The 25,043-nt window shown below is 71.0% G+C and carries 22 protein-coding genes and 1 tRNA gene; 6 read left to right on the top strand and 17 right to left on the bottom strand.

Going from position 1 to position 25,043, the window contains the following annotated elements; translation table 11 throughout:
* Nucleotides 1-29: 29 nt before the first annotated feature.
* The 9 genes from hisIE to VFV21_RS10930 are packed head-to-tail and all read right to left on the bottom strand — an operon-like array spanning nt 30 to nt 7,456.
* Nucleotides 30-641: a bifunctional phosphoribosyl-AMP cyclohydrolase/phosphoribosyl-ATP diphosphatase HisIE gene (hisIE, locus tag VFV21_RS10890; RefSeq protein ID WP_329669452.1), complete on the bottom strand. Its 612-nt coding sequence runs from the start codon at nt 639-641 to the stop codon at nt 30-32.
* Nucleotides 631-1,407, bottom strand: a complete 777-nt coding sequence (gene hisF / locus VFV21_RS10895; RefSeq protein WP_329669453.1) for an imidazole glycerol phosphate synthase subunit HisF — start codon at nt 1,405-1,407, stop codon at nt 631-633. The genes hisIE and hisF overlap by 11 nt, the downstream gene beginning before the upstream one ends.
* Entirely contained in the window at nt 1,401-2,150 is a 750-nt protein-coding gene (gene hisA, locus VFV21_RS10900; RefSeq protein ID WP_329669454.1) for a 1-(5-phosphoribosyl)-5-[(5-phosphoribosylamino)methylideneamino]imidazole-4-carboxamide isomerase, read from the bottom strand. Before hisA ends, hisF begins: the two co-directional genes overlap by 7 nt.
* Nucleotides 2,147-2,746 (bottom strand): imidazole glycerol phosphate synthase subunit HisH, encoded by a 600-nt coding sequence (hisH, locus tag VFV21_RS10905; RefSeq protein WP_329669455.1) that lies wholly within the window; start codon nt 2,744-2,746, stop codon nt 2,147-2,149. The genes hisA and hisH overlap by 4 nt, the downstream gene beginning before the upstream one ends.
* Nucleotides 2,743-3,831, bottom strand: coding sequence for a bifunctional histidinol-phosphatase/imidazoleglycerol-phosphate dehydratase HisB (gene hisB / locus VFV21_RS10910; RefSeq protein ID WP_329669456.1), 1,089 nt, complete (start codon nt 3,829-3,831; stop codon nt 2,743-2,745). The genes hisH and hisB overlap by 4 nt, the downstream gene beginning before the upstream one ends.
* Nucleotides 3,828-4,910 (bottom strand): histidinol-phosphate transaminase, encoded by a 1,083-nt coding sequence (gene hisC / locus VFV21_RS10915; RefSeq protein WP_329669457.1) that lies wholly within the window; start codon nt 4,908-4,910, stop codon nt 3,828-3,830. Before hisC ends, hisB begins: the two co-directional genes overlap by 4 nt.
* Nucleotides 4,907-6,205, bottom strand: a complete 1,299-nt coding sequence (gene hisD / locus VFV21_RS10920) for a histidinol dehydrogenase (RefSeq protein ID WP_329669458.1) — start codon at nt 6,203-6,205, stop codon at nt 4,907-4,909. The genes hisC and hisD overlap by 4 nt, the downstream gene beginning before the upstream one ends.
* Nucleotides 6,202-7,101 carry an ATP phosphoribosyltransferase gene (gene hisG, locus VFV21_RS10925; RefSeq protein WP_034212441.1) on the bottom strand — a complete coding sequence of 300 codons (900 nt, stop codon included), beginning with the start codon at nt 7,099-7,101 and terminating at the stop codon, nt 6,202-6,204. Before hisG ends, hisD begins: the two co-directional genes overlap by 4 nt.
* A gap of 31 nt (nt 7,102-7,132) precedes the next feature.
* Complete coding sequence (locus VFV21_RS10930) at nt 7,133-7,456, bottom strand: YerC/YecD family TrpR-related protein (protein WP_329669459.1); 324 nt, start codon at nt 7,454-7,456, stop codon at nt 7,133-7,135.
* 102 nt (nt 7,457-7,558) lie between these two features.
* Here VFV21_RS10930 and VFV21_RS10935 point away from each other — a divergent pair, with 102 nt between their 5' ends.
* Complete coding sequence (locus tag VFV21_RS10935) at nt 7,559-9,379, top strand: diguanylate cyclase (protein WP_329669460.1); 1,821 nt, start codon at nt 7,559-7,561, stop codon at nt 9,377-9,379.
* A gap of 53 nt (nt 9,380-9,432) precedes the next feature.
* On the opposite strand, the gene VFV21_RS10940 is transcribed toward VFV21_RS10935, so the two are convergent.
* Nucleotides 9,433-11,331 (bottom strand): HAL/PAL/TAL family ammonia-lyase, encoded by a 1,899-nt coding sequence (locus VFV21_RS10940; protein ID WP_329669461.1) that lies wholly within the window; start codon nt 11,329-11,331, stop codon nt 9,433-9,435.
* Nucleotides 11,328-12,722, bottom strand: a complete 1,395-nt coding sequence (gene hisS, locus VFV21_RS10945; RefSeq protein WP_329669462.1) for a histidine--tRNA ligase — start codon at nt 12,720-12,722, stop codon at nt 11,328-11,330. Before hisS ends, VFV21_RS10940 begins: the two co-directional genes overlap by 4 nt.
* Nucleotides 12,723-12,852: 130 nt before the next feature.
* Between hisS and VFV21_RS10950 the strand changes: the two genes are divergently transcribed.
* Nucleotides 12,853-12,929, top strand: a tRNA-Pro gene (locus tag VFV21_RS10950).
* Between the two features lie 140 nt (nt 12,930-13,069).
* Here VFV21_RS10950 and VFV21_RS10955 read toward each other — a convergent pair.
* Nucleotides 13,070-13,972, bottom strand: coding sequence for a hypothetical protein (locus VFV21_RS10955; protein WP_329669463.1), 903 nt, complete (start codon nt 13,970-13,972; stop codon nt 13,070-13,072).
* A complete protein-coding gene (locus VFV21_RS10960; RefSeq protein ID WP_329669464.1) occupies nt 13,969-15,381 on the bottom strand; it encodes a glycosyltransferase in 1,413 nt (470 codons plus the stop codon). Before VFV21_RS10960 ends, VFV21_RS10955 begins: the two co-directional genes overlap by 4 nt.
* Nucleotides 15,382-15,610: 229 nt before the next feature.
* Between VFV21_RS10960 and VFV21_RS10965 the strand changes: the two genes are divergently transcribed.
* From VFV21_RS10965 to VFV21_RS10980, 4 genes are all read left to right on the top strand, one after another.
* Entirely contained in the window at nt 15,611-18,349 is a 2,739-nt protein-coding gene (locus VFV21_RS10965; RefSeq protein WP_329669465.1) for a DUF2339 domain-containing protein, read from the top strand.
* A gap of 4 nt (nt 18,350-18,353) precedes the next feature.
* A complete protein-coding gene (locus tag VFV21_RS10970; protein ID WP_329669466.1) occupies nt 18,354-19,682 on the top strand; it encodes a DUF3999 family protein in 1,329 nt (442 codons plus the stop codon).
* A gap of 35 nt (nt 19,683-19,717) precedes the next feature.
* Nucleotides 19,718-20,113, top strand: coding sequence for a YbjQ family protein (locus VFV21_RS10975; protein WP_329669467.1), 396 nt, complete (start codon nt 19,718-19,720; stop codon nt 20,111-20,113).
* Nucleotides 20,114-20,288: 175 nt separating this feature from the next.
* Nucleotides 20,289-20,831: a hypothetical protein gene (locus VFV21_RS10980; RefSeq protein WP_329669468.1), complete on the top strand. Its 543-nt coding sequence runs from the start codon at nt 20,289-20,291 to the stop codon at nt 20,829-20,831.
* A 2-nt stretch (nt 20,832-20,833) separates the two neighbouring features.
* Here the strand turns inward: VFV21_RS10980 and VFV21_RS10985 are convergent, their stop codons facing one another.
* The 4 genes from VFV21_RS10985 to VFV21_RS11000 are packed head-to-tail and all read right to left on the bottom strand — an operon-like array spanning nt 20,834 to nt 25,028.
* Complete coding sequence (locus tag VFV21_RS10985) at nt 20,834-22,132, bottom strand: argininosuccinate lyase (protein ID WP_329669469.1); 1,299 nt, start codon at nt 22,130-22,132, stop codon at nt 20,834-20,836.
* On the bottom strand, nt 22,129-23,079 hold the full coding sequence (gene argC, locus VFV21_RS10990; RefSeq protein ID WP_329669470.1) for an N-acetyl-gamma-glutamyl-phosphate reductase: 951 nt from the start codon (nt 23,077-23,079) through the stop codon (nt 22,129-22,131). Before argC ends, VFV21_RS10985 begins: the two co-directional genes overlap by 4 nt.
* A 31-nt stretch (nt 23,080-23,110) precedes the next feature.
* Nucleotides 23,111-23,719: a GNAT family N-acetyltransferase gene (locus VFV21_RS10995; protein ID WP_329669471.1), complete on the bottom strand. Its 609-nt coding sequence runs from the start codon at nt 23,717-23,719 to the stop codon at nt 23,111-23,113.
* 1 nt (nt 23,720) lies between these two features.
* On the bottom strand, nt 23,721-25,028 hold the full coding sequence (locus VFV21_RS11000; RefSeq protein ID WP_329669472.1) for an acetylglutamate kinase: 1,308 nt from the start codon (nt 25,026-25,028) through the stop codon (nt 23,721-23,723).
* Nucleotides 25,029-25,043: the final 15 nt, after the last annotated feature.

The following is a 25,043-nucleotide window of genomic DNA, read 5'->3' on the forward strand; positions in this document are numbered from 1 at the left end:
AGGCCCCGATTATCACCCGGCGGCGGATCTCAGCGCTTGGCGGCGTGGCGCTGGCGCAGCACCCGTTCGACGTCGGCCAGGCCCAGCCCGCGCGCACGCAGCAGCACGGTCAGGTGGAAGACGAGGTCGGCCGCCTCGCCCAGCAGCGCGTCGTCGTCCTGGGCCACGCCGGCCAGCGCCGTTTCCACGCCCTCCTCGCCCACTTTCTGGGCGATTCGGCGCGCGCCGCCTTCGAACAGCGACGTGGTGTAGCTGCCGGCCGGGCGTTCGCGCTCGCGCGCCTGCACCAGCGCATCGAGTTCGGCGAGGAAGCTGCCCGGCGCTTCCGGGAAGCAGCTCTCGCGGCCGAGGTGGCAGGTGGGGCCGCGCGGGCGGGCCTGCACCAGCAGCGTGTCGGCATCGCAGTCGGCCTCCAGCCGGACCAGCTCGAGCACGTCGCCGCTGGTCTCGCCCTTCATCCACAGGCGCTGCTTGCTGCGGCTGTAGAAGGTCACGCGGCCGCTGGCCAGCGTCGCATCCAGCGCGGCGCGATCCATGTAGCCGAGCATCAGCACCCGGCCGGTGCCGGCGTCCTGCACCACGGCGGGCAGCAGGCCGCCCTGCTTGTCCCAGGCCAGGCCGGCGATCTGCTCAGGCGACATCGCGCACCTCGATGCCCTGCGCGCGCAGGGCGGTCTTGAGTTCGGGGATCCGGACGCTGCCGGAGTGGAAGACGCTGGCCGCCAGCGCGGCGTCCACGTCGGCATCGAGGAAGACCTCGGCGAAATGGCGCGCCGTTCCTGCGCCGCCCGAAGCCACCAGCGGCACCTCGCAGATCGCCCGCACGGCGCGCAGCTGCTCGAGGTCATAGCCGGTGCGCACGCCGTCGGAGCCCATGCAGTTGAGCACGATCTCGCCGGCGCCGCGCTGCTGCACCTCCGCCACCCAGTCCAGGGTGCGGCGCGGCAGCGCGCGGGTCTGGTCGGGGTCGCCGGTGTAGGCGCGCACGCGCCATTCGCCATCGGCGTCGCGCAGGCTGTCGATGCCGACGACCACGCACTGCACGCCGAATTCAGCGGCCAGTTCGTTGATGAGCCCCGGGCGCTCCAGCGCCGGCGTGTTCACCGAGATCTTGTCGGCGCCGGCCAGCAGCACCTCGCGCGCCTGCGCCACCGAGCGGATGCCGCCCGCCACGCAGAACGGGATGTCGATGATGCGGGCGACGCGCTCGACCCAGGCGCGGTCGACGCCGCGGCCCTGCGGGCTGGCGGTGATGTCGTAGAAGACCAGCTCGTCGGCGCCCTCGTCGCGGTAGCGCATCGCCAGGTCCTCGATCGCGCCCATCACGACGTGGTCCCGGAACTTGACGCCCTTGACGACCAGGCCGTCCTTCACGTCGAGGCAGGGAATCAGGCGACGGCTCAGCATGGCGCCTGCTCCGCGATCACGTCGGCCAGGGTGAAGCGGCCGTCCAGCAGCGCCTTGCCCAGCACGATTCCGCCGCAGCCGCTGGCCTTGGCCACGGCCACTTCGCCGGCGTCGGCGACACCGCCCGAGGCCTGTACGCGCAGGCGCGGGAAGCGCTCGCACAGGTAGCGATAGAGGTCGAAGTTCGGGCCGCTGAGCATGCCGTCTCGGCTGATGTCGGTGCACAGCAGGTGGCGCAGGCCGACCTCGTCGTAGGCGGCGGCCAGCACGTCGAGCTCGCGGCCGCCCTCCTCGGTCCAGCCGTGCACGGGCAGGCGCCAGCGGCCTTCGGCGTCGCGCCGGGTGTCGAGCGCAACGGTGATGCGCTCGGCGCCGTAGCGCGCGACCCAGGAGGCGACGCGGCCCGGCTCGCGCACGGCCAGCGAGCCGACCACCACGCGGTCGGCGCCGGCGGCCAGCAGGGACTCCACGTCCACTTCGCCGCGCACGCCGCCACCGGTCTGCACCTTCAGGCGCGTACGGCGCTTGAGCTCGCCCAGCAGCGGCGCCAGCGTGTAGCCGCCCGCGCGCGCGGCGTCGAGGTCCACCAGGTGCAGCCAGCGTGCGCCCGCGGCCGCGTAACGCGCCGCCAGCTCGAGCGGATCGTCGGCGTAGCGGGTTTCCTGCGCGTAGTCGCCCTGGCGCAGGCGCACCACGCGGCCGTCGCGCACGTCGATGGCGGGGTAAAGGGTGAAGTCGCTCATGCCGGGTCGGCCTGCAGGAAGTTCTGGAGCAATCGCGCGCCGACGGCGCCCGAGCGTTCGGGGTGGAACTGGGCGCCGGCGACGTTGCCGCGCCGGACCATGGCCGCGAACGGCTGGCCGTGCTCGCACGACGCCAGGCAGTCGGCCGTCACCGGCGCCGCGAAGCTGTGCACGAAGTAGGCCTGCGCACCCTCGCCCACGCCCGCGAGCAGCGGATCCGGCCGCGTCGGCCGCAGCCGGTTCCAGCCCATGTGCGGCACCCGGACGCCCGGCGATGCCGGCATCTTCCGCACCCGTCCCGGCACCAGCCCCAGGCATTCGACATCGCCCTCCTCCGACCCCTCGAACAGCAGCTGCATCCCGAGGCAAATACCCAGCAGCGGCTGCTTCAACCCCCGAAGCAAATCAACCAGGTTCATTTGCTGGAGGCGGGCCATGGCGGGGGCGGCGGCGCCGACGCCCGGCAGGATCACGCGGTCGGCGGCGAGGATGGTGTTGGCATCCGCCGTCATGTCGGCGGACACGCCCAGCCGCTCCAGCGCGTACCGCACGGAGCCGATGTTGGCGCCGCCGGAATCGACCAGCACGACCTTCACAGCGCGCCCTTCGTGGTCGGCAGCTCGCGGCCTTCGCGGCGGATGGCCTGGCGCAGCGCACGCGCCGTGGCCTTGAAGCAGGCCTCCACCATGTGGTGCGTGTTCTCGCCCTGCACGGACAGGTGCAGGTTCAGCCCCGCGGTCTCGCACAGCGAACGGAAGAAGTGCGGCACCAGCTCGGTCGCCAACCCGCCCACTTCGGCGCGCGGGAAGCTGCCCTCGAAGACGAAATAGGGCCGGCCCGAGAAATCGACCGCCGCCTTCGCCAGCGTCTCGTCCATCGGCAGCGTGATCGCGCCCTGCCCGGAGGAATCGCCGTACCGACCGATGCCGCGCTTGTCGGCCAGCGCCTGCTTCAGCGCCTGGCCCAGCGCCAGCGCGCTGTCCTCGACGGTGTGGTGCTCGTCGATGTGCAGGTCGCCGCTGCAGGTGAGCCGGAGCGCGAAGCCGCCGTGCTTGCCCAGCTGCTCGAGCATGTGGTCGAAGAAGCCCAGCCCGGTGGCCACGACCGGATCGGCGGCGCGGTCGAGGTCGAGCTCGATCCGCACGCGCGTCTCCTTGGTCACCCGCTCGACCTTCGCCACCCGCGGCGCGTCGGCCAGCTCGTGCGCAATCGAAGCCCAGGTATCCGGCCCCGGCTTGAGCTTGAACCCCCGGCAGCCCAGGTTGGCCGCGAGCTGCAGGTCGGTGTCGCGGTCGCCGACCACGGCCGAATTGGCCAGGTCGATGCCGCGGTCGCGCAGGTAGTGCATCACCAGGCCGAGGCCCGGTTTGCGGGTCGGCTTGTTCTCGTGCTCGAAGCTCTCGTCGATCAGCTGCTCGCGGAAGGTGATGCCCTGCGAGGCGAGGACCTGCAGCATCAGCGCGTGCGGGCCTTCGAAGCTCTCGCGCGGGAAGCTGGCCGTGCCCAGGCCGTCCTGGTTGGTCACCAGCACGAACTGGAAGCCGGCGTCGCGCAGCTTCAGCATGGCCGGGATCACGCCCTCGACGAATCGGATCTTCTCGTAGGCATCGATCTGGAAATCAGCCGGCTCCTCGATGATCGTGCCATCGCGGTCGACGAACAGGATGCGCTGGCCGCTCATGCCGCCGCCCTCCCCGCCCGCAGCGCCGCCAGCATGGCGTCGTTCTCCGCCGGGCTGCCGACGCTGATGCGCAGCGCGTCGCCGAGCTGCGGCGAGGCGCGCATGTCGCGCACCACCACGCCCGCGGCCAACAGCCGCGCGAACGCCGCGCCGGCATCGTCGAAGCGCACCAGGATGTAGTTGCCCTGCGAGGCATACACGCGCCGCACCCCGGGCAAGCCCGGAAGTTCGTGCTGCAGCCGCTCGCGCTCCGCGCGCACGGTGATCACCCGGCTGCGGGTCTGCACCAGCGCCGGCTCGGACAGGCCGGCCAGCGCAAGCTGCACGCAGGGCGAAGGCAGCGGATACGGCGCCTGGCAGTTGCGCAGCACCGCCACCAGCTCGGGCGCGGCCAGCAGGCAGCCGATCCGGGCCGCGGCCAGCGCATGCGCCTTCGACAGCGTGCGCAGCACCGCCAGGTTCGGCTGCTGGTCGATGAAGCCGGCCACCGAGGGCTGGTCGGAATACTCGCCGTAGGCTTCGTCCACCACCACGAGGCAGCGGCCCGCGAGGCGGCGCGCCAGCGCCAGCAGGTCGGCGGGCGGGATCGCCTGCCCGGTCGGGTTGGCCGGCGAGCACACGAACACCAGCTTGGCGCCGTTGGACACCGCGGCGTCGGCCATCGCGTTGAGGTCGGAAGCAAAGCCCGCCTCGGTGTCGCGCAGCGGTACTTCCACCAGCGGCGCACCCTGCAGCCGCGCGCTGACGGCGTACATGCCGAACACCGGCGGCGAGATCACCACCGCGTCGCGGCCCGGCACGCACAGCGCACGCACCAGCAGGTCGATGGCCTCGTCGCTGCCGCGCCCCACCAGCACCTGTTCGGCACGCACGCCATAAATCTCGCCCAGCCGCGCGCGCAGCGCCGCCGGCTGCGGATCGGGGTAGCGGTTGGCGCCCAGGCCCGCGTCGGCGGGGTTGCGCCACGCGCTCTCGTTGGCATTGAGCCAGACATTGCCGGTGACGCCGGCGCGGCGCGCCGAGCTGTAGCCCGCGAACTCACGCAGGTCTTCGCGCACGAGGGACAGGATGGCGCTCATCGCACGTTCTCCAGGCGCCGCAGCACCGATTGCGCGTGTGCCTCGAGGCCTTCGGCGCGGGCGATCTCGACCGCACAGGGACCGATCGCCGCCAGGCCGGCGCGGCTGACCTCCTGCACGCTGATGGATTTCTGGAAGCTGGCCACGCTGACGCCGCTCCAGGCACGCGCGGCGCCATTGGTTGGCAGCACGTGGTTGGTGCCCGAACAGTAGTCACCCAGCCCCTCCGGCGCGAAATCGCCGAGGAAGACCGAGCCGGCGCAGCTGACCTTGTCCAGCCAGGCGCGCGGCTCGCGCAGCGCGAGGATCAGGTGCTCCGGCGCGTACTCGTTGCTGATGGCGAAGGCTTCGTCCAGCGAATCCACCTTCACCAGCCGCGCGAACTCGAGCGCCCGCGTGGCGATCGCCTCGCGCGGCAGTTCGGCGACCTGCCGCCGCACTTCGGCGGCGACCGCGTCCACGAGTTCCGCGGAATCGGTCAGCAGCACCACCTGCGAATCCGGGCCGTGCTCGGCCTGCGACAGCAGGTCGGCGGCCACGTGCACGGGCGGCGCGCCGGCATCGGCGATCACCAGCACCTCGGACGGGCCGGCGGGCATGTCGATCGCCGGGCCGCCGGCCATCATCGCCGCCAGCTGCTTGGCCGCGGTGACGTAGCGGTTGCCGGGGCCGAACAGTTTGTCGCAGCGCGGCACCGTCTCGGTGCCGAAGGCCATCGCGGCGATGGCCTGGGCGCCGCCGAGCTTGAACACGCGGCGCACGCCGCACAGCTCCGCCGCCGCCAGCACCGCCGGGTCCGCGCTGCCGTCGGCGCGCGGCGGCGTGCACAGCACGATCTCGTCGCAGCCGGCCAGCACCGCCGGCACGCCCAGCATCAGCGCCGTGGATACCAGCGGCGCGCTGCCCGCCGGCACGTACAGGCCCACGCGCGGAATCGCGCGCAGCAGCCGGCCGCAGCGCACGCCGGGCGCGGTATCGACCTCGAACTCGCTGGCCATGCCGGCGCGGTGCCAGGTGAGCAGCCGCTCGCGCGCCTCGGCCAGGGCCGCGCGCAGCGAGGCGGGCACGGTGGCGACGGCGGCGGCCATTTCCGCGGGGGTTACTTCGAAGCGGGCCAGCTCGACGCCGTCGAAGCGTCGCGTCAGCGCCCGCAGCGCGGTGTCGCCATCGGCGCGCACCTGTTCGAACACGCGCTTCACCGCCGCCTCGACCTCGGACTGGTCGCCCGCGCCGGGACGCGCCAGGCAATCGCGCCGCGCGTCGGCGTCGAGCCGGTTCCATTCGATCCGCTTCATGCCAGCATCTGCTCCACGGGGAGGACCAACAGGCCGGAGGCGCCGGCGCGCTTCATGTCTTCCAGGCGCTGCCAGGTCATCGCGCTGCGGCACAGCGCCTGCAGCGCCACCTGGTCGCGCTGGCCTTCGATGGCCATCACGGTCGGGGTCTCGGCATCGGGCAGCAGCTTCACCAGCTCGGCCACCTGGTCGCGGTGCGCCTGGAACAGCACCAGTTTGCTCGCCCGCACGCTCATCACCGCGTCAAGGCGGCGCAGCAGCATCGCCGCCAGCTCCGCGCGCTCGTCGCCAAAGGGCTGCGAGGGCGCGACCAGCAGGGCCTGGCTCTCGAGGATCACGGCCACTTCCTTGAGCTGGTTCGCCATCAGCGTGCCGCCGGTGGAGACGATGTCGCAGATGGCCTCGGCCTTGCCCAGGCGCGGCGCGATCTCGACCGAACCCGACAGCATCACCGGGGTGGCCTCGACGCCCTGCTCGCGCAGCCAGCGCGCCATCAGCTGCGGATAGCTGGTGGCGATGCGCAGGCCGGCGAGGCGCTGCGGGCCGGTCCATTCCCAGTCATTGGGCACGGCCACCGACAGGCGGCAGCGGCCGAAACCGAGTTCGCGGATCGGCCGGAAGGCTTCGCCGCGCCCGTCGGCCAGGCGTTCGCAAGCCTGCTCCTCGAGCACGTTGCCGCCGACCACGCCGAGGTCGCAGGCGCCCTCGGCGATCAGGCCGGGGATGTCGTCGTCGCGGACCAGCAGCAGGTCGATCGGCAGGGACTCGCCGTAGCAGAACAGGCGGTCGCGGCTTTCCCGGAACGACAGCCCGGCGCGGGCCAGGAGGTCGCGGGCGGGGTCGGACAGGCGGCCCGACTTCTGGATGGCAATGCGTAAACGGTCGTGCGTCCTCATGACGCCCTCCGGGGTTCCGAAACAGTGGGATTCAGTGCGAAGCGTCGTGGGCCCGGTGGCCCAGGCGCTCGGCGGCGAGGCGGTAGCCGCCCTCGCCCAGGTCCAGGCAGCGGGCAACGCGGCCGATGGTGGTGACGCTGACGCCGGTGCGGTCGTGGATTTCCCGGTACGGGACCTCCGCAACCAGGTGCGGCACCACGCCCCAGCGGTCGGCCATGGCCTCGAGCTCGGACGGGGTGCAGAGATCTTCCAGGAAGGCCCGCAGTTCGCCGGGCGAGCGCAGGGTCAGGAGGGCCTGGATCAGGTCCTCGAGGTCCGGGCGGCGGGGCGGGCTGGCGGGGTCGCGGCGTTTCATGGCGCTAATGTAATAGCGTGTTATTACAAAAGCAAGCCCGTGGAGTGAACCCGTCCGCCCCGCCACCGCGCATAATGGGCGCGCCTCGGAGGGGGGACCGACGTGACGTCGAACCGCTGGATCGCACTGCTGCTGGGCCTGCTGCTCGCCTTCGGCGCCGCCGCCGCCACCGCGGCCGGTCCCGCCGTGCTCGAGCCCGGCGTGGAGCGGCTGGCGCTCACCCCCCACCTCAGCTACGGCATCGACGAAACCGGCCGGGCCGACGCCTCGGCCATGTTCGCGCGGGCCAGCCGCGGTGACTTCAAGCCCCTGCCCGGCGACAGCGCCGCCTTCGGATTCACCCAGGGCGCGTACTGGTTCCATGCCCCGCTGTTCAACCAGAACCCGGCCGAGCAGCGCTGGCTGCTGGTGCTGCACTACCCGCTGCTCGACAACGTCGACATCTACCTGCGCTATCCAGACGGCCGGGTCGAGCACATGGCCTCGGGCGACACCCTGCCGTTCAGCGCGCGCAGCATCCGCTACCGGCACCCGAACTTCTGGGTGACGCTGCCGCAGCGCACCGAAGTGGAGCTGCTGGTGCGCGTGGCCAGCCGCAGCTCGATGCAGGTGCCGCTGGCGCTGTACACCCCTACCGCCTTCGCCGAGCTCGAACGCGACTCGCAGTTCGGCATCGGCCTGTTCTACGGCATCCTGGTGGCGCTGCTCTGCTACAACCTCGTGCTGTGGCTGTCGCTGCGCGATGCCAGCCACTTCTGGTACATGTTCCATGTCACCGGCTTCGGCCTGGTGATGTTCTGCCTCAACGGCCTGGCCTTCGAATACCTGTGGCCGAACTCGCCTTGGTTCGCCAACCTGGCCATCCCGCTGTCGATGGCGGTGTCGCAGGTGGCGATGCACCAGTTCTGCCGCGTGTTCCTGGAGCTGGAGACGCGACAGCCGATCGCCAACAAGATTTCGCTGGCGCTGATCGGGTTCTTCCTGCTGATGGGCCTGGCCACCTTCGTGCTCGACTACCGCACCGTGGTGCGGCCGATGACGCTGGCGGTGTTCCCGGGCGCGCTGTTCATCCTGTACCTGGCGATCACCTCGATCCGCAATGGCTACGCGCCGGCCAAGGTGTTCCTGATGGCCTGGGCCTTCCTGCTGCTGGGCACGGCGCTGTATGCCTCGGTGTCGTTCGGCCTGCTGGACAAGAACTTCTTCACTGAATACGGCATCCAGATCGGTTCGGCGATGGAGATGATCCTGCTCTCCTTCGCCCTCGCCTACCGCTATGCGCGCCTGCGCAGCGAAAACGAGCGGCTGGTGCGCGAGCACAACGAGCAGCTCGAGCGCCACGTCGCGCGCCGCACCTCGGAGCTCAGCACCGCGCTGGAGCAGCTGGCCGAGGCGAACCAGCGCCTGCGCGAATCCAACCGCCGCGATGCGCTGACCGGGCTGTTCAACCGCCGGCATTTCCGCGACATGTTCGAGCAGCAGCTGCACCAGGCCAACGAGCACCGGCAGTCGCTGGGCGTGCTGCTGATCGACCTGGACCACTTCAAGGACGTCAACGACACCCACGGCCATCTCGCCGGCGACGAATGCCTGCGCTGGCTGGGCCGCTGCCTGCACGACAACCTGGTGGACCACGGTGCGCTGCTGGCGCGCTTCGGTGGCGAGGAGTTCGTGGTGGCCTTGCCCGACATCACGGGCGACCGGCTGGTGCAGGTGGCCGAGCAGCTGCGCCTGAAGATCTGCGGCGAGCCGGTGCGCTACGCCGGCAACAACATCCGCATCAGCGCCAGCATCGGCGTGTTCCTGCTGCGGCCGGGCGCGGGGCTGGGCGTGGACGACGCGCTGCACCAGGCCGACGACGCGCTGTACATGGCGAAGAACCGCGGCCGCAACTGCGTGCACGCGGCCGAGGGCATCAGCTAGGCCCGGCCCGGCGCAGTGAGCGCCGGGAACGCGGCCCCGAGGCCGGCGGGTTTCTAGTCGCGCGCGGCGCGGGCGGCCGACAGCAGGCGTCCCTCTTCGACCAGTCGAACGGCGGTGGCGACGTCGCCATCCATGGCGCGGTCGCGCCCCATGAACGGGATCGCCTCGCGCAGCGCGGCCCAGGCCGCCTGCACCGCGCGGCCCGGCTGGAATTCGCCGGCCGCGGCCAACTCGCCGCGCAGCGCCTCGACCTCGGCCAGGAAGCCGGGGCGATCGGGATGACCGGGCAGCGGCGCGCCCAGCACCTTGGCGGCCAGCGCCTCGGCGTCCGCCTCGCGGGCCAGCCGGCGGGCGGCGTTGATCATGTCGCGGCGGTAGTCGAGCGCCTGCGCGGCGGTGTAGAGCTCCAGGCCCAGCACCTGCGCCAGGTCGGCCGTCATCTCGAGCACGTGGCGGCCTTCGTTCGCGCCCATGGACACGTGGTCCTCGGCGTTGGCGCTGGTCGGGATCGAGTACACGCTGGCCGGATGCGCGCGGCTGGCGAGGTCGTTCACCAGCGCGGCGGCGGTGTACTGCACGATCATGAAGCCGCTCTCGGTGCCGTCCTCGTTGCCGATCAGGAAGGGCGGCAGGCCGTCGTTGGTGGCGGGGTCGACCAGCTTGTTGAGGCGACGCTCGGAGATGGACGCCAGCACCGGGATGGCGGCCTTGAGGTAGCTCATCGCCAGCGCCAGCGGCATACCGTGGAAGTGGCCGGCGGAAACCACCTGGTCCTCGATCTCGCGGGCACCTTCCAGATCGGGGAAGAGCAGCGGGTTGTCGGTGACGGCGTTGAGTTCGATGTCGATGACGCGCTTGGCCTGCTCGAGCGCATCGCGCACCGCCCCGTGCACCTGCGGGATGCAGCGCAGCGAGTAGCTGTCCTGGGGCTGGTGCTTCTTGCCGCCGCGGAACGGGCGGAAACGCTGGTAGAACTTCTCGCGGCCGTGGCGCTGGCTGAACGGCACCCAGTCCCAGCCGATGTCGAAGCCGAGGGCCTGCTGCTCGGGCGTCGCCCAGCTCTCGGGCTGCCACTGCCGGAAGCGCGGCACCAGGTGGTAGGCGATGTCGGCGAGGCTGGAGCCGTCGAGCAGGCGGCGAAGGTTCGCGGCCACGTGCACCTGGCCCGGATGCGGGCGCAGCGCGTGCACGTGCGGGTCGAAGGCGCGCAGGCGGCCGGCGAAGGCGTCGAGCGTCATCGCGGCGGCCAGGTCGGCGGTGTCGAGCAGGTCCTCGAGTTTCTCGATCGCCAGCACCGCGGTGGCCAGCATCTGCGCGGTGCCGTTGTTCAGCGCCAGGCCTTCCTTGTGCGACAGCTTCACGGGCGCGAGCCCGGCACGCCGGAGCGCCTCGGCGCCCGGCAGGCGCTCGCCGCCGTAGAAAGCTTCGCCGCCGCCCAGCAGCACGATGGCCAGGTGCGAGAGCGGCGCGAGGTCGCCGCTGGCGCCCACCGAGCCCTTGCGCGGCACCACCGGCACGATGCCGGCGTTGAGCAGCGCGGCCATCGCCTCGAGCACCGACGGGCGGATGCCGGAATGGCCGCGCATCAGCGTGTTGATGCGGATCGCCATCATCGCCCGCACCACGTCGGCCGGGAACGGTTCGCCCACGCACACGGCATGGGTGACGATCAGGTTGTGCTGCAGTTCTTCCAGCACGCTGTCGCTGGACTCGGAAGCGCCCGGCAGTCCGGTGCGCAGCCGGTGCGCGCCCAACAGCTTGTCGGCGTTGCTGCCGAAACCAGTGGACACGCCGTAGATCGGCTCCTGCTTCTTGACCTGGTCGGCCAGGAAATCCGCCGCGCGCTGCACCGCCGGCATCTGCGCCGGGTCGAGCCGCACCGGCGCGCCCAGCGCGATTTCCGCCAGCTGAGCGCGGTTGAGGCCGCGGCCGTCGAGCGTGATGGGTTTCATTTCAGCGGTTTCCCCATCGCGCGCTGCTGCTCCAGCTCGACCTTGAGCACCGAGGCCAGCTCCTCGCGGCCCAGTTCGTACTGGTCCTGCGAGGCCATGTCCTTGACCTTGACCACGTTGCGCGCCGCCTCGTCCTCGCCGTAGAGCAGCACGAAGCGGATGCCGGCGCGATCGGCATACTGGAACTGCTTGGCCAGCTTCTTCACCTCCAGCTGCACCTCGGCATTGATGCCGGCCGCGCGCAGGCGGCGGGCGATGTCGAGCGAATCCGGCAGGCGGGCATCATCCATCAGGCCCACCAGCGCCTGCACCGAGCTCTCGGCGGTGGAGACGATGCCGGCCTCGCGCAGCTGCCAGAACAGGCGCGTCGCGCCGATCGAGATGCCCACGCCCGGCAGCTTCGACTTGGTGTAGTGGCTGGCCAGGTTCTCGTAGCGGCCGCCCGAGCAGACCGAGCCGATCTGCGGGTGTTCGTCCAGCGTGGTCTCGTAAACGGTGCCGGTGTAGTAATCGAGGCCGCGGGCGATCGAGAAGTTCAGCGCGTAGTTCTTCTCGGGCACGCCGTAACCCTTCAGCAGCGCCAGCACCTCGCGCAGCTCGGCGCGGCCCTGCTCCAGCATCTCGCTGCCGGTACCCAGCGCGTCGAGCTGCGCCAGCGCATCGGCATGCGAGCTCGAGCGCACCTGCACGAAGGCCATGATCCGGTCGGCCACGCCGTCCGCGAGCCCGAAGTCCGCGCCGACCAGGGTGGCGCGCACGGCGTCCGCGCCGCGCTTGTCGATCTTGTCGATCTCGCGCAGCACCAGCGCCTGCCGCTCGCCGTCGGCGATGCCCACGCCTTCGAAGAAGCCGCGCAGCAGCTTGCGGTTGTTGAGCTGGATGGTGAACGGGCCGACCTCGAGCTCGGAGAACACCGCGTGGATCACCGCCGGCATCTCGGCGTCGTGGCGCACGCTGAGCGCGTCCTTGCCGATCACGTCGATGTCGCACTGGTAGAACTCGCGGAAGCGGCCACGCTGGGCGCGCTCGCCGCGGTACACGCGCTGGATCTGGTAGCGCCGGAACGGGAACGCGAGGTCATGCTCGTGCTCGGCGACGTAGCGCGCCAGCGGCACGGTCAGGTCGAAGCGCAGCGCCAGCTCGGGCTGGCCGCCCCCGCTTTCGGACGAATTGTTGAGCGCGCCGGTGGACTGCACGAAGTACACCTGCCGCTCGGTCTCGCCGCCGGTCTTGGTGAGCAGCACCTCGGACAGTTCGAACACCGGCGTTTCCACCGGCAGGAAGCCGAAGCGCTCGTAGTTGCGCCGGATGACGTCGAGCATGCGCTGGAAGGCGATCTGGTCACGGGGCAGCAGCTCCATGACCCCGGGCGTGGTGCGGGGCTTGATCAAGGCGGGACACTCCAAGGCGATGGCGCATTCTAGCTTCTGGCGCCGCCCGGCGAGCCGCCCCGGGCGGCCCGGTGAACGCCGGGCTTGCCGAGGCCGGGTTCGGTCACTAGAATAGCCGGCTCGAATCCCTCGGGGTGTAGCTCAGCCTGGTAGAGCGCTACGTTCGGGACGTAGAAGTCGCAGGTTCAAATCCTGTCTCCCCGACCAATTCGACGCAAGAAAGCAAAAAGCCGGCGCAAGCCGGCTTTTCGCGTTTCCGCCCTCCCGGAATTCCCTGTGGGAGGGCCTTCAGGCCCGAAGCCCTTCGCCGAAAAGCTTCGGGCCTGAAGGCCCTCCTACAGGTGGCTTCACAGGGCCCAGACGCCTTCGAGGCGCACGTAGCGATAGCGGTAGTCGGCGCCGCCACTGGCGCCGTCGGCCGGCGCGTCGGAGTAGCCCGCGGTGACCCGCAGGTAGTGGCCCCGGTCCTTCGGGGTCTGGAAATCGAGCTCCAGCAGGCGCGCCGGCTGGCTGGCGACACCCGTGAAGTCCTGCCGGCCCAGGCCCGCCGTGGCCCGCCACTGGTAGCCACCGACGAAGCGCCGCAGCGACACCACGCCCAGGGCCTGCCGGTAGCGGCCGGGCGCGAAGTAGTCGAGCTCGCGCGGGTCGCTGTCGTTGAACTGGCGCAGCCGCAGCTGCAGGCTCAGGCCCTGCGACGGCGCCAGCGCGTAGACCAGGTTCGCCCGCAGGTGCCGGCGCAGGTTGTCGCCGCCGAAGTCCTGCAGGCCGACCAGGCCGGTGGCGCTCCAGCGCTCCGACAGCGGCCAGTCCAGGGCGGCGCCCGCATAGGTGTGCACCCGGCCCTCGGCCAGGCCGCGGCGGGTTTCCAGCACGTCGCGCTCGAGGAAGAACTCCTTGCGGCGGGCATCGGTGCTGTGGACGCTGGCACTGCCCAGCAGGTCGTCGCCGTTGGTCCCGGCCTCGCCCTGCCAGCGCCAGCCGCCCTCGCCACCTGCGGCGCGCACGAACAAGCGCTCCTCCCGATCGCTCCAGCCCTCGCCCGAGAACCGGGCGCGCTCGGCGCGGAAGCCCCACCAGTGCTCGATGTCCCGGCGCGAGACGTCCCAGCCCAGGCTGGCGCGCCGGGCGTCGTTGCCGTCCGAATCCGACGACGCGAAACCCTCGGCGCGCAGCGCGGGGCCCGGCGCATCGGCGGCCGCGGCGGATGCGGACAGCGCCGCGAGCAGTGCAAGCGCAAGGCGCCTCATTTCGTCCCCCAGGTCTTGCGCAGGCTCAACAGCTCGGCCAGGTAGCCCATCACGCAGACCGGCTGCAGGATCAGGGTGTAGAACAGCGAATAGAACAGGAAGCCGCTGATGTTGCGGCGCACGCGCATGCCCTGCCCTTTGAACATGCGCTGCTGCACCCGGAAGATGATCGCGTTCCAGACCGCGGCCAGCGGCAGCACCAGCAGCGTCATCATCCCCACGATCCAGTAGTGGCCCAGCAGCGCCGCCACGATGCCCGGGATGAAGATCAGGGTGAACACCAGGTCCATCGGCAGGAACAGCAGGTTCCACCAGATGAAGAGCGTGCTCAGCCGCGGCTTCAGCAGCAGCCGGCCGTGGCGCGCGAAGGCTTCCATCAGGCCGCGGGACCAGCGCTGGCGCTGGCGCGAGAACTGGCCCAGCCGGTCCGGCACCTGGGTGAACAGGCAGGCCTCCTCGCAGTAGCCGATGCGGGCGCCGGTTTCGAGCAGGGCCCAGGACACCACGATGTCCTCGCCCACGCATTCGGGCCAACCGCCGACCTGCTCCAGCGCTGGCCGCGTGTAGAGCGAGAACGCGCCCTGCGCCACCAGCGTGCCGTGGTACATGCTCTGCATGCGCTTCACGGCGGCGATGCCGTGGAAGTAGTCCCACTCCTGGGCGCGGGTCAGCCAGTTCACGCGCGAGTTGCGCACCAGCACCGCGCCCGCCACGGCCACGGTGTTCGGGGGATCGGACAGGAAGCGCTCGACCAGCTTGCGGATCGCGTCGGTGCGCAGGTAGGAGTCGCCGTCCACGGTGATCACCAGCCCGGCGCGGGTGTTGGCCAGGCCGTGGTTGAGCGCGGCGGCCTTGCCGCCGTTGCGCGGCATCGGCACGACGTGGATGGCCAGCCCGGCGCGGCGCAGGTGCAGGGCCTGTTCGCGCGCGATCGCGAGGGTGTCGTCGGTCGAACCGTCGTCGATCACCGTGACCAGCAGGCGGCCCGGGTAGTCCTGCGCCGCCAGGCTGCGCAGGGTGTCGGCGATGTTGCCGGCTTCGTTGTAGCAGGCCACCAGCACGTCGATGTCCGGGTAATGCGCCACGGGTTTCCGCACCGGCCGGCGGTCGCTGAGGATCGAGCCCGCGAGGAAGGCGTTCATGAAGCCCGGCACGTAGGCGATAAAGGCGATGGTGACCAGCGCGAACGGCAGGCCGGCCAGGCGCGTCAGCTCCCCCAGCCAGGGCTGCGACAGCCAGATGCTGAAGGCCATCCACGCCAGCGCCAGCACGAGCACCAGCGTGAACTTGGCCGCCACCGGGACGTACAGGCCGCGCCGCGAGGGCCGAAGGGCAAGCGTGCCGTCGGAGCGCAGCACGTCTTCGGCACCGTCCTGTTCGGGGGACGGCGTCCGGGAGGTATCGAGCATGGGTGGGAGCCAGGAAGAAGTCCGGCGGAGACAAGCAAGCAACGTGCCAATCACTGCTGCATTGCGACATTCGCCGGAAAAACTGCCTCGCCCGGAAGGGCGGCGCCCGCCGATGGACCGCTCGGCCGGGCGGCGGGACGTCAAAATGTGGCGCGATCGTCATTCCGGGCTGCCACCGGGAAGGCGTTCACATTGGCTACACTCGCCCGGAATAGCCGTGGGGGTGTGGATGAGCTGGATCCTGGGACTGGTGGGCGCGCTGCTTGGACTGATCATCGCGGACGCGACCCGGGAGGGCTTCGGGCTCGTGGCCGGCGCCCTGCTCGGGGCCCTGTTGGGCATGGCCTGGCACGCCCGGCGCCGGATCACCGCGCTGGAGCAGCGGTTGGCCAAGGTCGAGGCCCTGGCGCGCCGCCCGGTGGGCGCCGCCGCGCAGGCCACCCCGGACGACGTCGCCATGGCCCGCGCCCCGGCACCCTCGCCCGCCGCCGCGCCGTCCGGGCCTGGCGTCGGCGAGGCTGCACCGGCACCGGCCGTGGCGGCTGCCCCGCTGCCGCCCGACATCCCGCCCCTCGCCGCGGGCACCGCCCCTGCCGCCCCGGCCGCGGCGCGCTCCCCGCAACCGCCGCCGATCCCGGCGGAGCCGGCCCCGCGCATCGCGTGGTCGAACGAACCGCAAGAACCCGACGTCTTCGAGAAAGCCCTCGGCGTCGTCAAGGGCTGGCTGTTCGAAGGCAACGTGCCGGTGAAGCTGGGCGTGCTGGTGCTGCTGTTTGGCGTCGCCGCCGCCATCAAGTACGCCGCCGACGCCGGTTGGCTGACCATGCCCATCGAGTTCCGCCTGGCGGGCATCGCGGCCGCCGCCATCGCCGGCCTGGTCTGGGGCCTGCGCCGCGCGCCCGAACAGCCGGCCTTCGGCCTGAGCCTTCAGGGTGGCGCCATCGGCGTGCTGCTGCTGGTGGTGTTCGCGGCCTTCCGCAACTACGAGGTCCTGGGCGCGATGCCCGCCTTCGCGATGATCGTGGTGCTGGTCGCGGGCGCCAGCGTGCTGGCGGTGAAGCAGGACGCGCCGGCGCTGGCCGTGCTCGGCTTCATCGGCGGCTACCTGGCCCCCGTGCTGCTTTCCACCGGCACCGGCAACCACGTCGCGCTGTTCGGCTACTACGCCGTGCTCAACGCCGCCGTGTTCGCGATCGCGTGGCACAAGCCCTGGCGTGCGCTGAACCTGGTGGGCTTCCTCTTCACCTTCCTCATCGGCGGCCTGTGGGGCGCGAAGTACTACACGCCGGAGAAGTTCGCGACGGTCGAACCCTTCCTCGTGCTGTTCTTCCTGTTCTACGTTTCGATCCCGGTGCTGTACGCGCTGGCCGGTCGCGCGCGCAACGGCAAGGTGGACGGCACGCTGCTGTTCGGCACGCCGCTGCTGGCCTTCCCGATGCAGGTGGGCCTGGTGGGCGACGACCGCATGGGCCTGGCCTTCAGCGCCGTGTTCGTGGCCGGCATCTACGCGGGCCTCGCGCTGTGGGCGCAGCGCAACGCGCGCCTGCGCGATCTGGCGCAGAGTGCGGCCGGCATCGGCGTGGTGTTCGCGACGCTGGCCATCCCGCTGGCGCTGACGGCGCAGTGGACGTCGGCGGCCTGGGCGCTGCAGGGCGTGGGCATGGCGTGGCTGGGCCTGCGCCAGGACCGGCGCCTCGTGCGCTGGATGGGCCTGTTGCTGCTGGTGCTGGCGGCGGGCGCCTGGAACGTCAGTTTGTTCGATTACCGCGGCGACATCGAGGACCGCTTCCTGCTCAACGGGCATGCCCTGAACCTGACGCTGCTGACGCTGGCCTGGATGGCGGCGAGCTGGCTCTACCACCGTGCGGGCAAGGCAGTGGCGCTGCAGGTCGCGCTGTTCCTGGGCGGGCTTTTCTGGTGGAGCCTGCTAGGCTTGCGCGAAATCGAGATCAACCTGTCGCCGTCGTTCGATACGCTGTACTACGGCGGGTTTGCGCTGATCACCGCCGCATTGGCGGCGCTGCTGCGCGGGCCCCTGGCCTGGCCGCGGCTGTCGTGGCCGCTGGCGGCGTCGGTGGTGCTGATGCTGCCGCAGTCGCTGGCCTCGCAGGATCACTACGAAGTGACGCTGTTCGACCCGCCGCTGGCGTGGTGGTGGCTGGTGCTGGCGCTGGCCCTGCCGACGCTGGCCGCGCTGCGCGAGCCGTTCTCGCGGCTGCTGCCGGTGGCGCACATCGCCTGGCTGATGGCGCTGGCCGCGGCGGCCGGCATCACGCTGATGCGCGTGCTGGGCGATGACGGCGGGCTCGCCGACGGCTGGCTGCTGCCGGCGGTGATGGCGCCGCTGTCGGCGCTGTTCGCGCTGGCGTGGACGCAGCCGCGCCTCGCCGGCTGGCCGGTGGCCGATCTGTTCCCGCGCTGGCGCACCGTGTGGCTGGCCATCGCCGCCGCCGGCCTCGGCCTGGCCTGGGTGCTCGGCAACTTCCTCCCCGGCGACAGCCAACCGCTGCCCTGGGTTCCCGTGCTCAACCCGCTGGAGCTGTCGCTGCTGCTCGGCCTCGTGGTGGCCGCCGCCGCGCTGCGGTCGCACGCCGATCCGCAGCGCCTGGGCAGCCTGGCCTGGGCCGGCGCGGCGCTGTTCCTGCTGACGATGGCCGTGCTGCGCGCCTGCCACCAGCTGGCCGACCTGCCCTGGTCGCCCGAGCTGCTCGGCGAGACGCTGGCGCAGGCCAGCCTCACCGTGGCCTGGTGCGTGGCCGGCGTCACCGCCTGGGTGCTCGGCTCGCGCCGCCGCGACCGCGCGCTGTGGTGGCTGGGCGCGGGCCTGCTCGGCGTGGTGCTGCTGAAGCTGCTGATCGTGGACCGCCAGTTCGTCGGCAACATCGCCGGCATCGTCTCCTTCCTGGTCGTGGGCCTGCTGCTGATCATCGTCGGCCGCATCGCCCCCACCCCACCCCGTTCGGAGTAAGCGCATGCGCTCTTTGTTGATGCTGGGACTGCTGGCGGCCAGTGCCGCCCACGCCAACACGCCCCAGGACTACGCCTGGCAGTGGCCGGTGCAGGCCGAGGGCGACGCCGCGGCCTATGTGCTGGAGCTCGACGCGGAGGTGCTGAAGCACGTCAGCCGCGCCGACCTACGCGACCTCGCGGTGTTCAACGCCGATGACGAACCGGTGCCCTTCGCGCCGCTGCCGCACGAGCAGACCGAGGAGTCCCGACGTGAACCCGTGGCCTGGCTGCGCGTGCCGCTGCCTGCGCCCGGCCAGCCAGAGAGCCTCGCCCTGCGCCTTGAGCGGGACGCCGACGGCCGCCTGCGCGGCCTGGACCTGCGCACCAACGACAGCACGCCCACCCCGCCCGAACGCCACGACCTGCTGCTCGACCGCGGCGACGACCCGCCGCCGGTGGCCGCCCTGCACGTGCAGCTGGGCGAAGGTGCCGCCCTGCCCGTCAACCTGCGCGTGCGCGTGAGCGCCTCCGATGACCTCGCCGAGTGGCAAGAGATCGGCCGCGGGATGCCGCTGGTGGCGCTGGACGACAACGGCCTGCGCATCGAGCGCCTGAAGCTCGAGTTCACAGGCAGCGACGCCCGCTACCTGCGCCTGTCCATCGAGAACGACGGCCAATGGCCGGTGATCGGCGCGCTGCAGGCCGAGCGGCGCCTGCGCGGGGCCGACACCCGCGCGTGGAAGTCGCTGTCGCTGGAAGGCACGCCCGTCGCCGACGCGCCCGGCAGCTTCGACTACGCCAGCCCTGGCCCGCTGGCCATCGAGCGCGTGGACGTGGCGCTGCCGACCACCAACGCCGTGGCCGCGGTGCAGGTCACCGCGCGCGACGGCGACGAAGACTGGTGGCGCGGCATCGCCGGCTTCACCGCCTTCCGCCTCGGCAACAACGGCGACGAAGTGCGCCACCTCGCCCCGGATGTCGGCATGAGCCGCGACCGCCAGTGGCGCGTCGCCACCCAGCCGGCGCTGGCGAAGGCGCCGACCCTGCAGCTGCAGTACCGCCCGGAGCGCTTCGTGCTGCTGGCCCAGGGCCCGCGCCCCTACACCCTGGTCGCAGGCAGCGTGCGTGCGGCGCGCGAGGACTATCCGGTGCAGGCGGCGCTGGCCGCGTCCAGCACGCCACCGCAGCCGGCCAGCCTCGGCGAGGGCGGCGAGTCCGGCGGTGCCGCGGCCCTGGCGCCCAAGCGCGGCGAAGACTGGCAGCGTTGGGTGCTGTGGGCGGTGCTGGCACTCGGCGCGGGCCTGGTGCTGATGGTGTCGCTGCGCGTGCTGCGCCATCCCAAGCCGGAATAATCCGGCGATGCGCGTCGAAACCGGGGAGAGAAAACGTGTCTGATCCGAGAAACAGCAACTACGCCGGTACCGGCCGGGTCGCTTCCAGCCTCGTGAACGCGAGCGTCACGACGGCCTTCGAGCTTCCGGGCCATCGCGTGCTGCGCAGCCTGGGCGTGGTCCGCGGCATCACGGTGCGCTCCCGGTCCGTCGTGGGCAACTTCATCGGCGGCATCCAGTCCCTGTTCGGCGGCAACATCACCATTTACACCGAACTTTGCGAGCAGGCGCGCCAGGAGACCTATCGCGACATGGTGCAGGAGGCACGCAGGCTCGGCGCTAATGCCATCATCGGCATGCGTTACGATGCCACCGAGATCATGACCGGCCTGACGGAAGTGCTTTGCTACGGCACCGCGGTCGTCGTCGAGCCCGACAGCACCAAAGCGTAGCGGCGAGGTCACGCTGCCAACGCTGCGGGCCGGAGGCCGGTCCGGGAAAGGCCAACGCTGGAGGAAGTTCAGCGTGCTTTTACGAAACCCTCCACTCACCGATGCCGAGCGGGAACTCGCGCAGCACCGGCCCACGCACGGCGAACCCCGGGCTGCGTCTTTACAGGAGACTTACATGCCGCGTTCGCCTGCCGCGTTTCCCACGACGTTTTACCTCGTGCTCTTGCTCACGGGCATCGCCAGCTTCCTCGTCCACGAGTTAGCGCACTGGCTCACGGGCTTGGTGCTCGGCTACGAGATGGTGGCCACGCTGAATTCGGTAACGCCGATGGGCTCTGTGACCCCGCGCGACCTGGCGCTGATCGCCGGGGCCGGACCGCTGCTCACCGTGGGCCAGGGCCTGCTGGGCTTCTGGCTTGTCTGGAAGTCGCGTAGCCACCTGGGCTTCGCCCTGCTCTACATCGCCTTCTTCATGCGGCTGGTGGCGGCCGGCGTGAGCGACTTCAACCCGAATGACGAGGCGAAGCTGAGCCAGCTGCTGGGACTGGGGACCTGGACCTTGCCCGTGCTGGTGGTTGGCGGGCTGCTGGCGCTCGTGGTGGTCGCCAGCCGGCGGCTGCAGCTGAAGCTTCGCGACCAGCTCCTGTGCTACCTGGTCGCGTCCGTCGCCGTCACCTTGGTCGTCGGCGTCGACATGGCCCTGTGGCCAAGGGGCTGAACTCAGCCCGCGCCAGTGATCGCAGCCAGTCGCTCACGCAGCAAGCCCAGGCCGAGCGCACCTGAGCCACCCGGCGACACGCGCGCCTCCAGGCTGGCCTGCGGATCGGCACCGGCCTTGGGCAGCGGTTCGACGGCGGCAAGTCGGTAAGCCTCTCGGAACGGCAGGCCGGCGACCGCGAGTTCCACCGCCTTGTCGGTGGCGAACATCCCGTCATCGAAGGCCTGCGCCAGCCGCTCGGGTTTCCACTGCAGCCCGCGCAGCAGGTTCGGCAGCAGGCTCAAGGCACCCAGGCCCCGGCCGAAGGCGTGGAAGAGCGCGCCCTTGGTGTACTGCAGGTCGCGGTGGTAGCCGCTGGGCAGGGACAGCAGGTTCTCGAGCTCGGTGCGGGCCGCGGCCACGCTGGCGTAGGTGGCGCGCATCAGCTCGACCAGGTCGGGGTTGCGCTTGTTGGGCATGATCGAGCTGCCGGTGGTGTACTGCGGCGGCAGGGCGACGAAGCCGAACTCGGCGGTGGTGAACAGGCTCAGGTCCCAGGCCAGGCGCCGCAGGTCGAGCATCGCGGCGCCGAGCGCATCCACCGCGGCGATCTCGAACTTGCCGCGCGAAAGCTGGGCGTAGATCGGGCTCACCTGCGTGCGGGCGAAGCCGAGTTCCTTCGTGCTGCCCTCGCGGTCCAGCGGCAGGTTGACGCCGTAGCCGGCGGCGGTGCCCAGCGGGTTGGCATCGATCCAGTCACGCGCCTGGCCGGCGCGCACGGCGTTGTCGATGAAGGCCTCCGCGAAGCCGGCCCACCACATCGCGGTGGACGAGACCACGGCGCGCTGCAGGTGGGTGTAGCCGGGCATCGGGATCGCCTCGGCCTCGGCGCGCTGCAGGCAGACGTCGGCGGATTCGCGGCACACGGCCTGCAGCTCGCCCAGCTTGCGCTTGAGCCACAGGCGCGTGGCCACCAGCACCTGGTCGTTGCGGCTGCGGCCGGTGTGGATCTTGCGGCCGGTGTCGCCCAGGCGCTCGACCAGGCGCGATTCGATGGCAGAGTGGCCGTCCTCGAAGCGCTCGTCGAGCACGAAGTCACCGGACAGCAGGTCGGCGGACAGCAGCGACAATTCGCGGCACAGCGCCGTGCACTCCTCGTCGGTGAGGATGCCGATGCGGGCCAGGCCGCGCGCGTGCGCGGCCGAAGCCGTGATGTCGTCCTGGATGAACTCGCGGTCCAACAGCACGTCGCCGCCGGCCAGGAAAGCCTGGATGCGCGGGTCCACTGCTACGCCGGGTTTCTGCCAAAGCAGCTCGCTCATGTCGGGATTCCCATCGTTTCCGGCAGGCCGAAGGCCAGGTTGAGGTTTTGCAGGGCCTGCGTCGCCGCGCCCTTGAGCAGGTTGTCGAGCGTGGCCACCACCACCAGCCGGCGGCCGTCGGCCGACAGCGTGAAGCCGCCCACTTCGGCACCATGGCGGCCGGCGATGCGGCTGACCCAGGGCGCATCATCCAGCACTTGCACCAGCGGCTCGCCGGCATACGCGGCGCGGTAGGCGGCGCGCACGGCGTCGAGGCTCGTCGCCCCGGCCAGGTGCAGGTTCGCCGTGAGCGTGATGCCGCGGAAATGCGGCGCCACGTGCGGCATGAACTCGACCGGGTGGCCGAGCTGGCGCGTCACTTCGCGCTCGTGCACGTGGCCGGTGAGCGCGTACGGCATCAGGTTGTCGCGCAGCTTGTCCGGGTCGTTCTTGTCCGAGGCACTGGTACCGGCGCCTGAGTAGCCCGACACGCCAAAACACTGCACGGGACCCTCCAGCGCCGCACGCATCGGCGCCACGGCCAGCTGCATCGCCGTGGCGTAGCAGCCCGGGTTGCTGATGCGGATCGCGCCAGGCGCGGACGCGCGCGTCAGCTCGGGCAGGCCGTAGTGCCAGGCGTCATCGAAGCGGTAGTCGGCCGACAGGTCCACCACCACGGTCCGCGGCGCCTTCGCGTCCAGCGCGGCCACGAAGGGCGCGGCCATGCCGTTGGGCAAGGCCAGCACCAGCGCATCCGCGCCCTGCCCCGCGGCCGCCGCGGCGTCGAGGTTCACGTAGCGCAGGTCGCCGGCATAGGCCGGCTCGTGGTCGGCCAGCCGCTGGCCTTCGCGCTCGCGCGAGGACACGAAGCCGAGCTCGAAGCGCGGGTGCGCCGCGACCATCCGGATCAGTTCCGCCCCCACGTAACCACGGGCGCCCACGAGGCCGAGGGAAAGGCGTGCGCTCATCGCCAGGCCTCCCTGCAGGCGTTGGAACGGCTCACGGCGCCACCCCATGCTCAAGCTTGAAATCCAGGTGGCGGCGAATCGTCGGCCACTCGTTGTCGAGGATCGAATAGACCGCGGTATCCCGCAGATGCCCGTCGGCCATCCGCATCTGCCGCCGCAGCACGCCGTCGAAATGCGCGCCCAGCCGCTCGATCGCTGCCCGCGATTTCTGGTTGAAGACATGCGTGCGCAGCTCCACCACGCTGCAGCCCATGGCGTCGAACGCGTGGCCCAGCAGCAGCCGCTTGGCCTCGGTGTTCAGGGCCGTACGCTGCACCCGCTGCGCGTACCAGGTGTAGCCCAGCTCCAAGCTGGGAATCAGCGGATCCATCCGGAAGAAGCGCGTGCTGCCGACCGGATCACCGGCCGCGTTGCGCACCAGGAACGGCATTGCCGTCCCCGCCTCGCGGTCGGCCATCGCCCTGGCGATGTAGCCGCGCACCGTTTCCGGGCCCGGCACCGTGGTGTACCAGAGGTTCCAGAGCTCGCCATCGGACGCGGCGGCCAGCAGTTCCTCGCCGTGCTCGCGCTGCAGCGGCTCCAGCGTGACGTGGATGCCTTGCAGGATCGGCGGGATGGTCCAGTGCAGGTTGGTGATCATCTCAGCCCTTGAGCGTGGCCGGCCGGGCCAGGCAGTGTTCGACGGCGTAGCGTACCTGCTCCCAGCCCTCCAGCCCGTACCAGAATACGTTCCACTTCTCGCCCTTCATGCAGCCGTCGGCCTCGTCGAAGTAGAAGTCGTTGACCGGATTGCCGGCGCGGGCGCGCCAGAACAGCTGCGGCGTCTCGGCCCGCATCACCTGCCAGGCCGCGCGGCCCAGGCCCTCGCCCTGCGCATCGTCGCTCACCGCGAACTTGTCGAGGTGCGGGATGCCGTCCTCGAGCGTGATGATCAGCGCCGCGCGGTAGTGTTCGCTGACGTAGGCCTTGTAGACCGTGGTCTTCTCGAAATAGTCCGGCGCCAGCTTGCGGCCGAAACCCGACTCCACCAGCTGCTTGAGCCGCTTGAGGTCGAGCTTCTTCCACGAGGTGACGCGACGCACCTGCTCGCCCCGGCGCACCAGCGTGCCCGAGCCACGGTGCGTGAACAGCTCCTTGGCCAGCTGGTCGGGCCGCGTGATCGACACCGAGCTGGCCGGCGGCAGCGCCATCAGCAGGTCGTGGATCTGCTCGATCTTCACCTTCATGCCCGAATGCAGCCAGGGCTGGCGCAGCAGCTCGGCGTACTCGGTGCTGAGGTTGATCGAGTCGATCACGTTCCCGTCGCCGTCCAGCAAGCCGCCGGTGCCGGTCAGGAAGATGATCTTGTAGGGCTGCAGCTTCTTGACCAGGTCGTTCGCGGCCCAGTCGGCGTTGACGTTGAGGATCTGGCCGCCGGCGGTCTCGCCCAGCGAGGCGATCACCGGGATCGAGCCGACCTTGATCGCCGCCTGGATGCTGGCCACGTGCACGGCCTCGACCTTGCCGACCAGGCCGTACTTCCGCTTCGACAGGAAATCGCACTCGAAGACGCCGGAGGTGATCGAGGTCGCGCGCACGCCCTGCGCCTGCAGGGCCTCGACCAGCCGCAGGTTCTCCTGCTGCGAGACCCGGCGGACGATGGCCAGGCCCGCGGCGTCGGTGACGCGCAGGCCATCCACGGTCTTCTTCTCGATCCTCGCGGCCTTCATCTCCTCGTCCAGCTGCGGGCCGGCGCCGTGGATGACGATCGGCGTCAGGCCCACCTGCTGCAGGAAGGACAGCGAGCTCACCAGTGCATCGAGGTCATCGCGCAGGATCGCGCCGCCGACCTTGACCACGGCGAAGCGCTCGGCGTCGAGCTGGCTGAAGCGCTTGAGGTATTGCTGAATCTCCTTGGCGCTGGCCATGTTGGACAGCAGGCGGACGATCGTGGTGCGCATCTCAGTCATGGTCAGGGTCGGCAA

It is taken from the genome of Arenimonas sp. (genome assembly GCF_036275555.1).
In the GTDB taxonomy this organism is placed as follows: Bacteria; Pseudomonadota; Gammaproteobacteria; order Xanthomonadales; family Xanthomonadaceae; genus Arenimonas.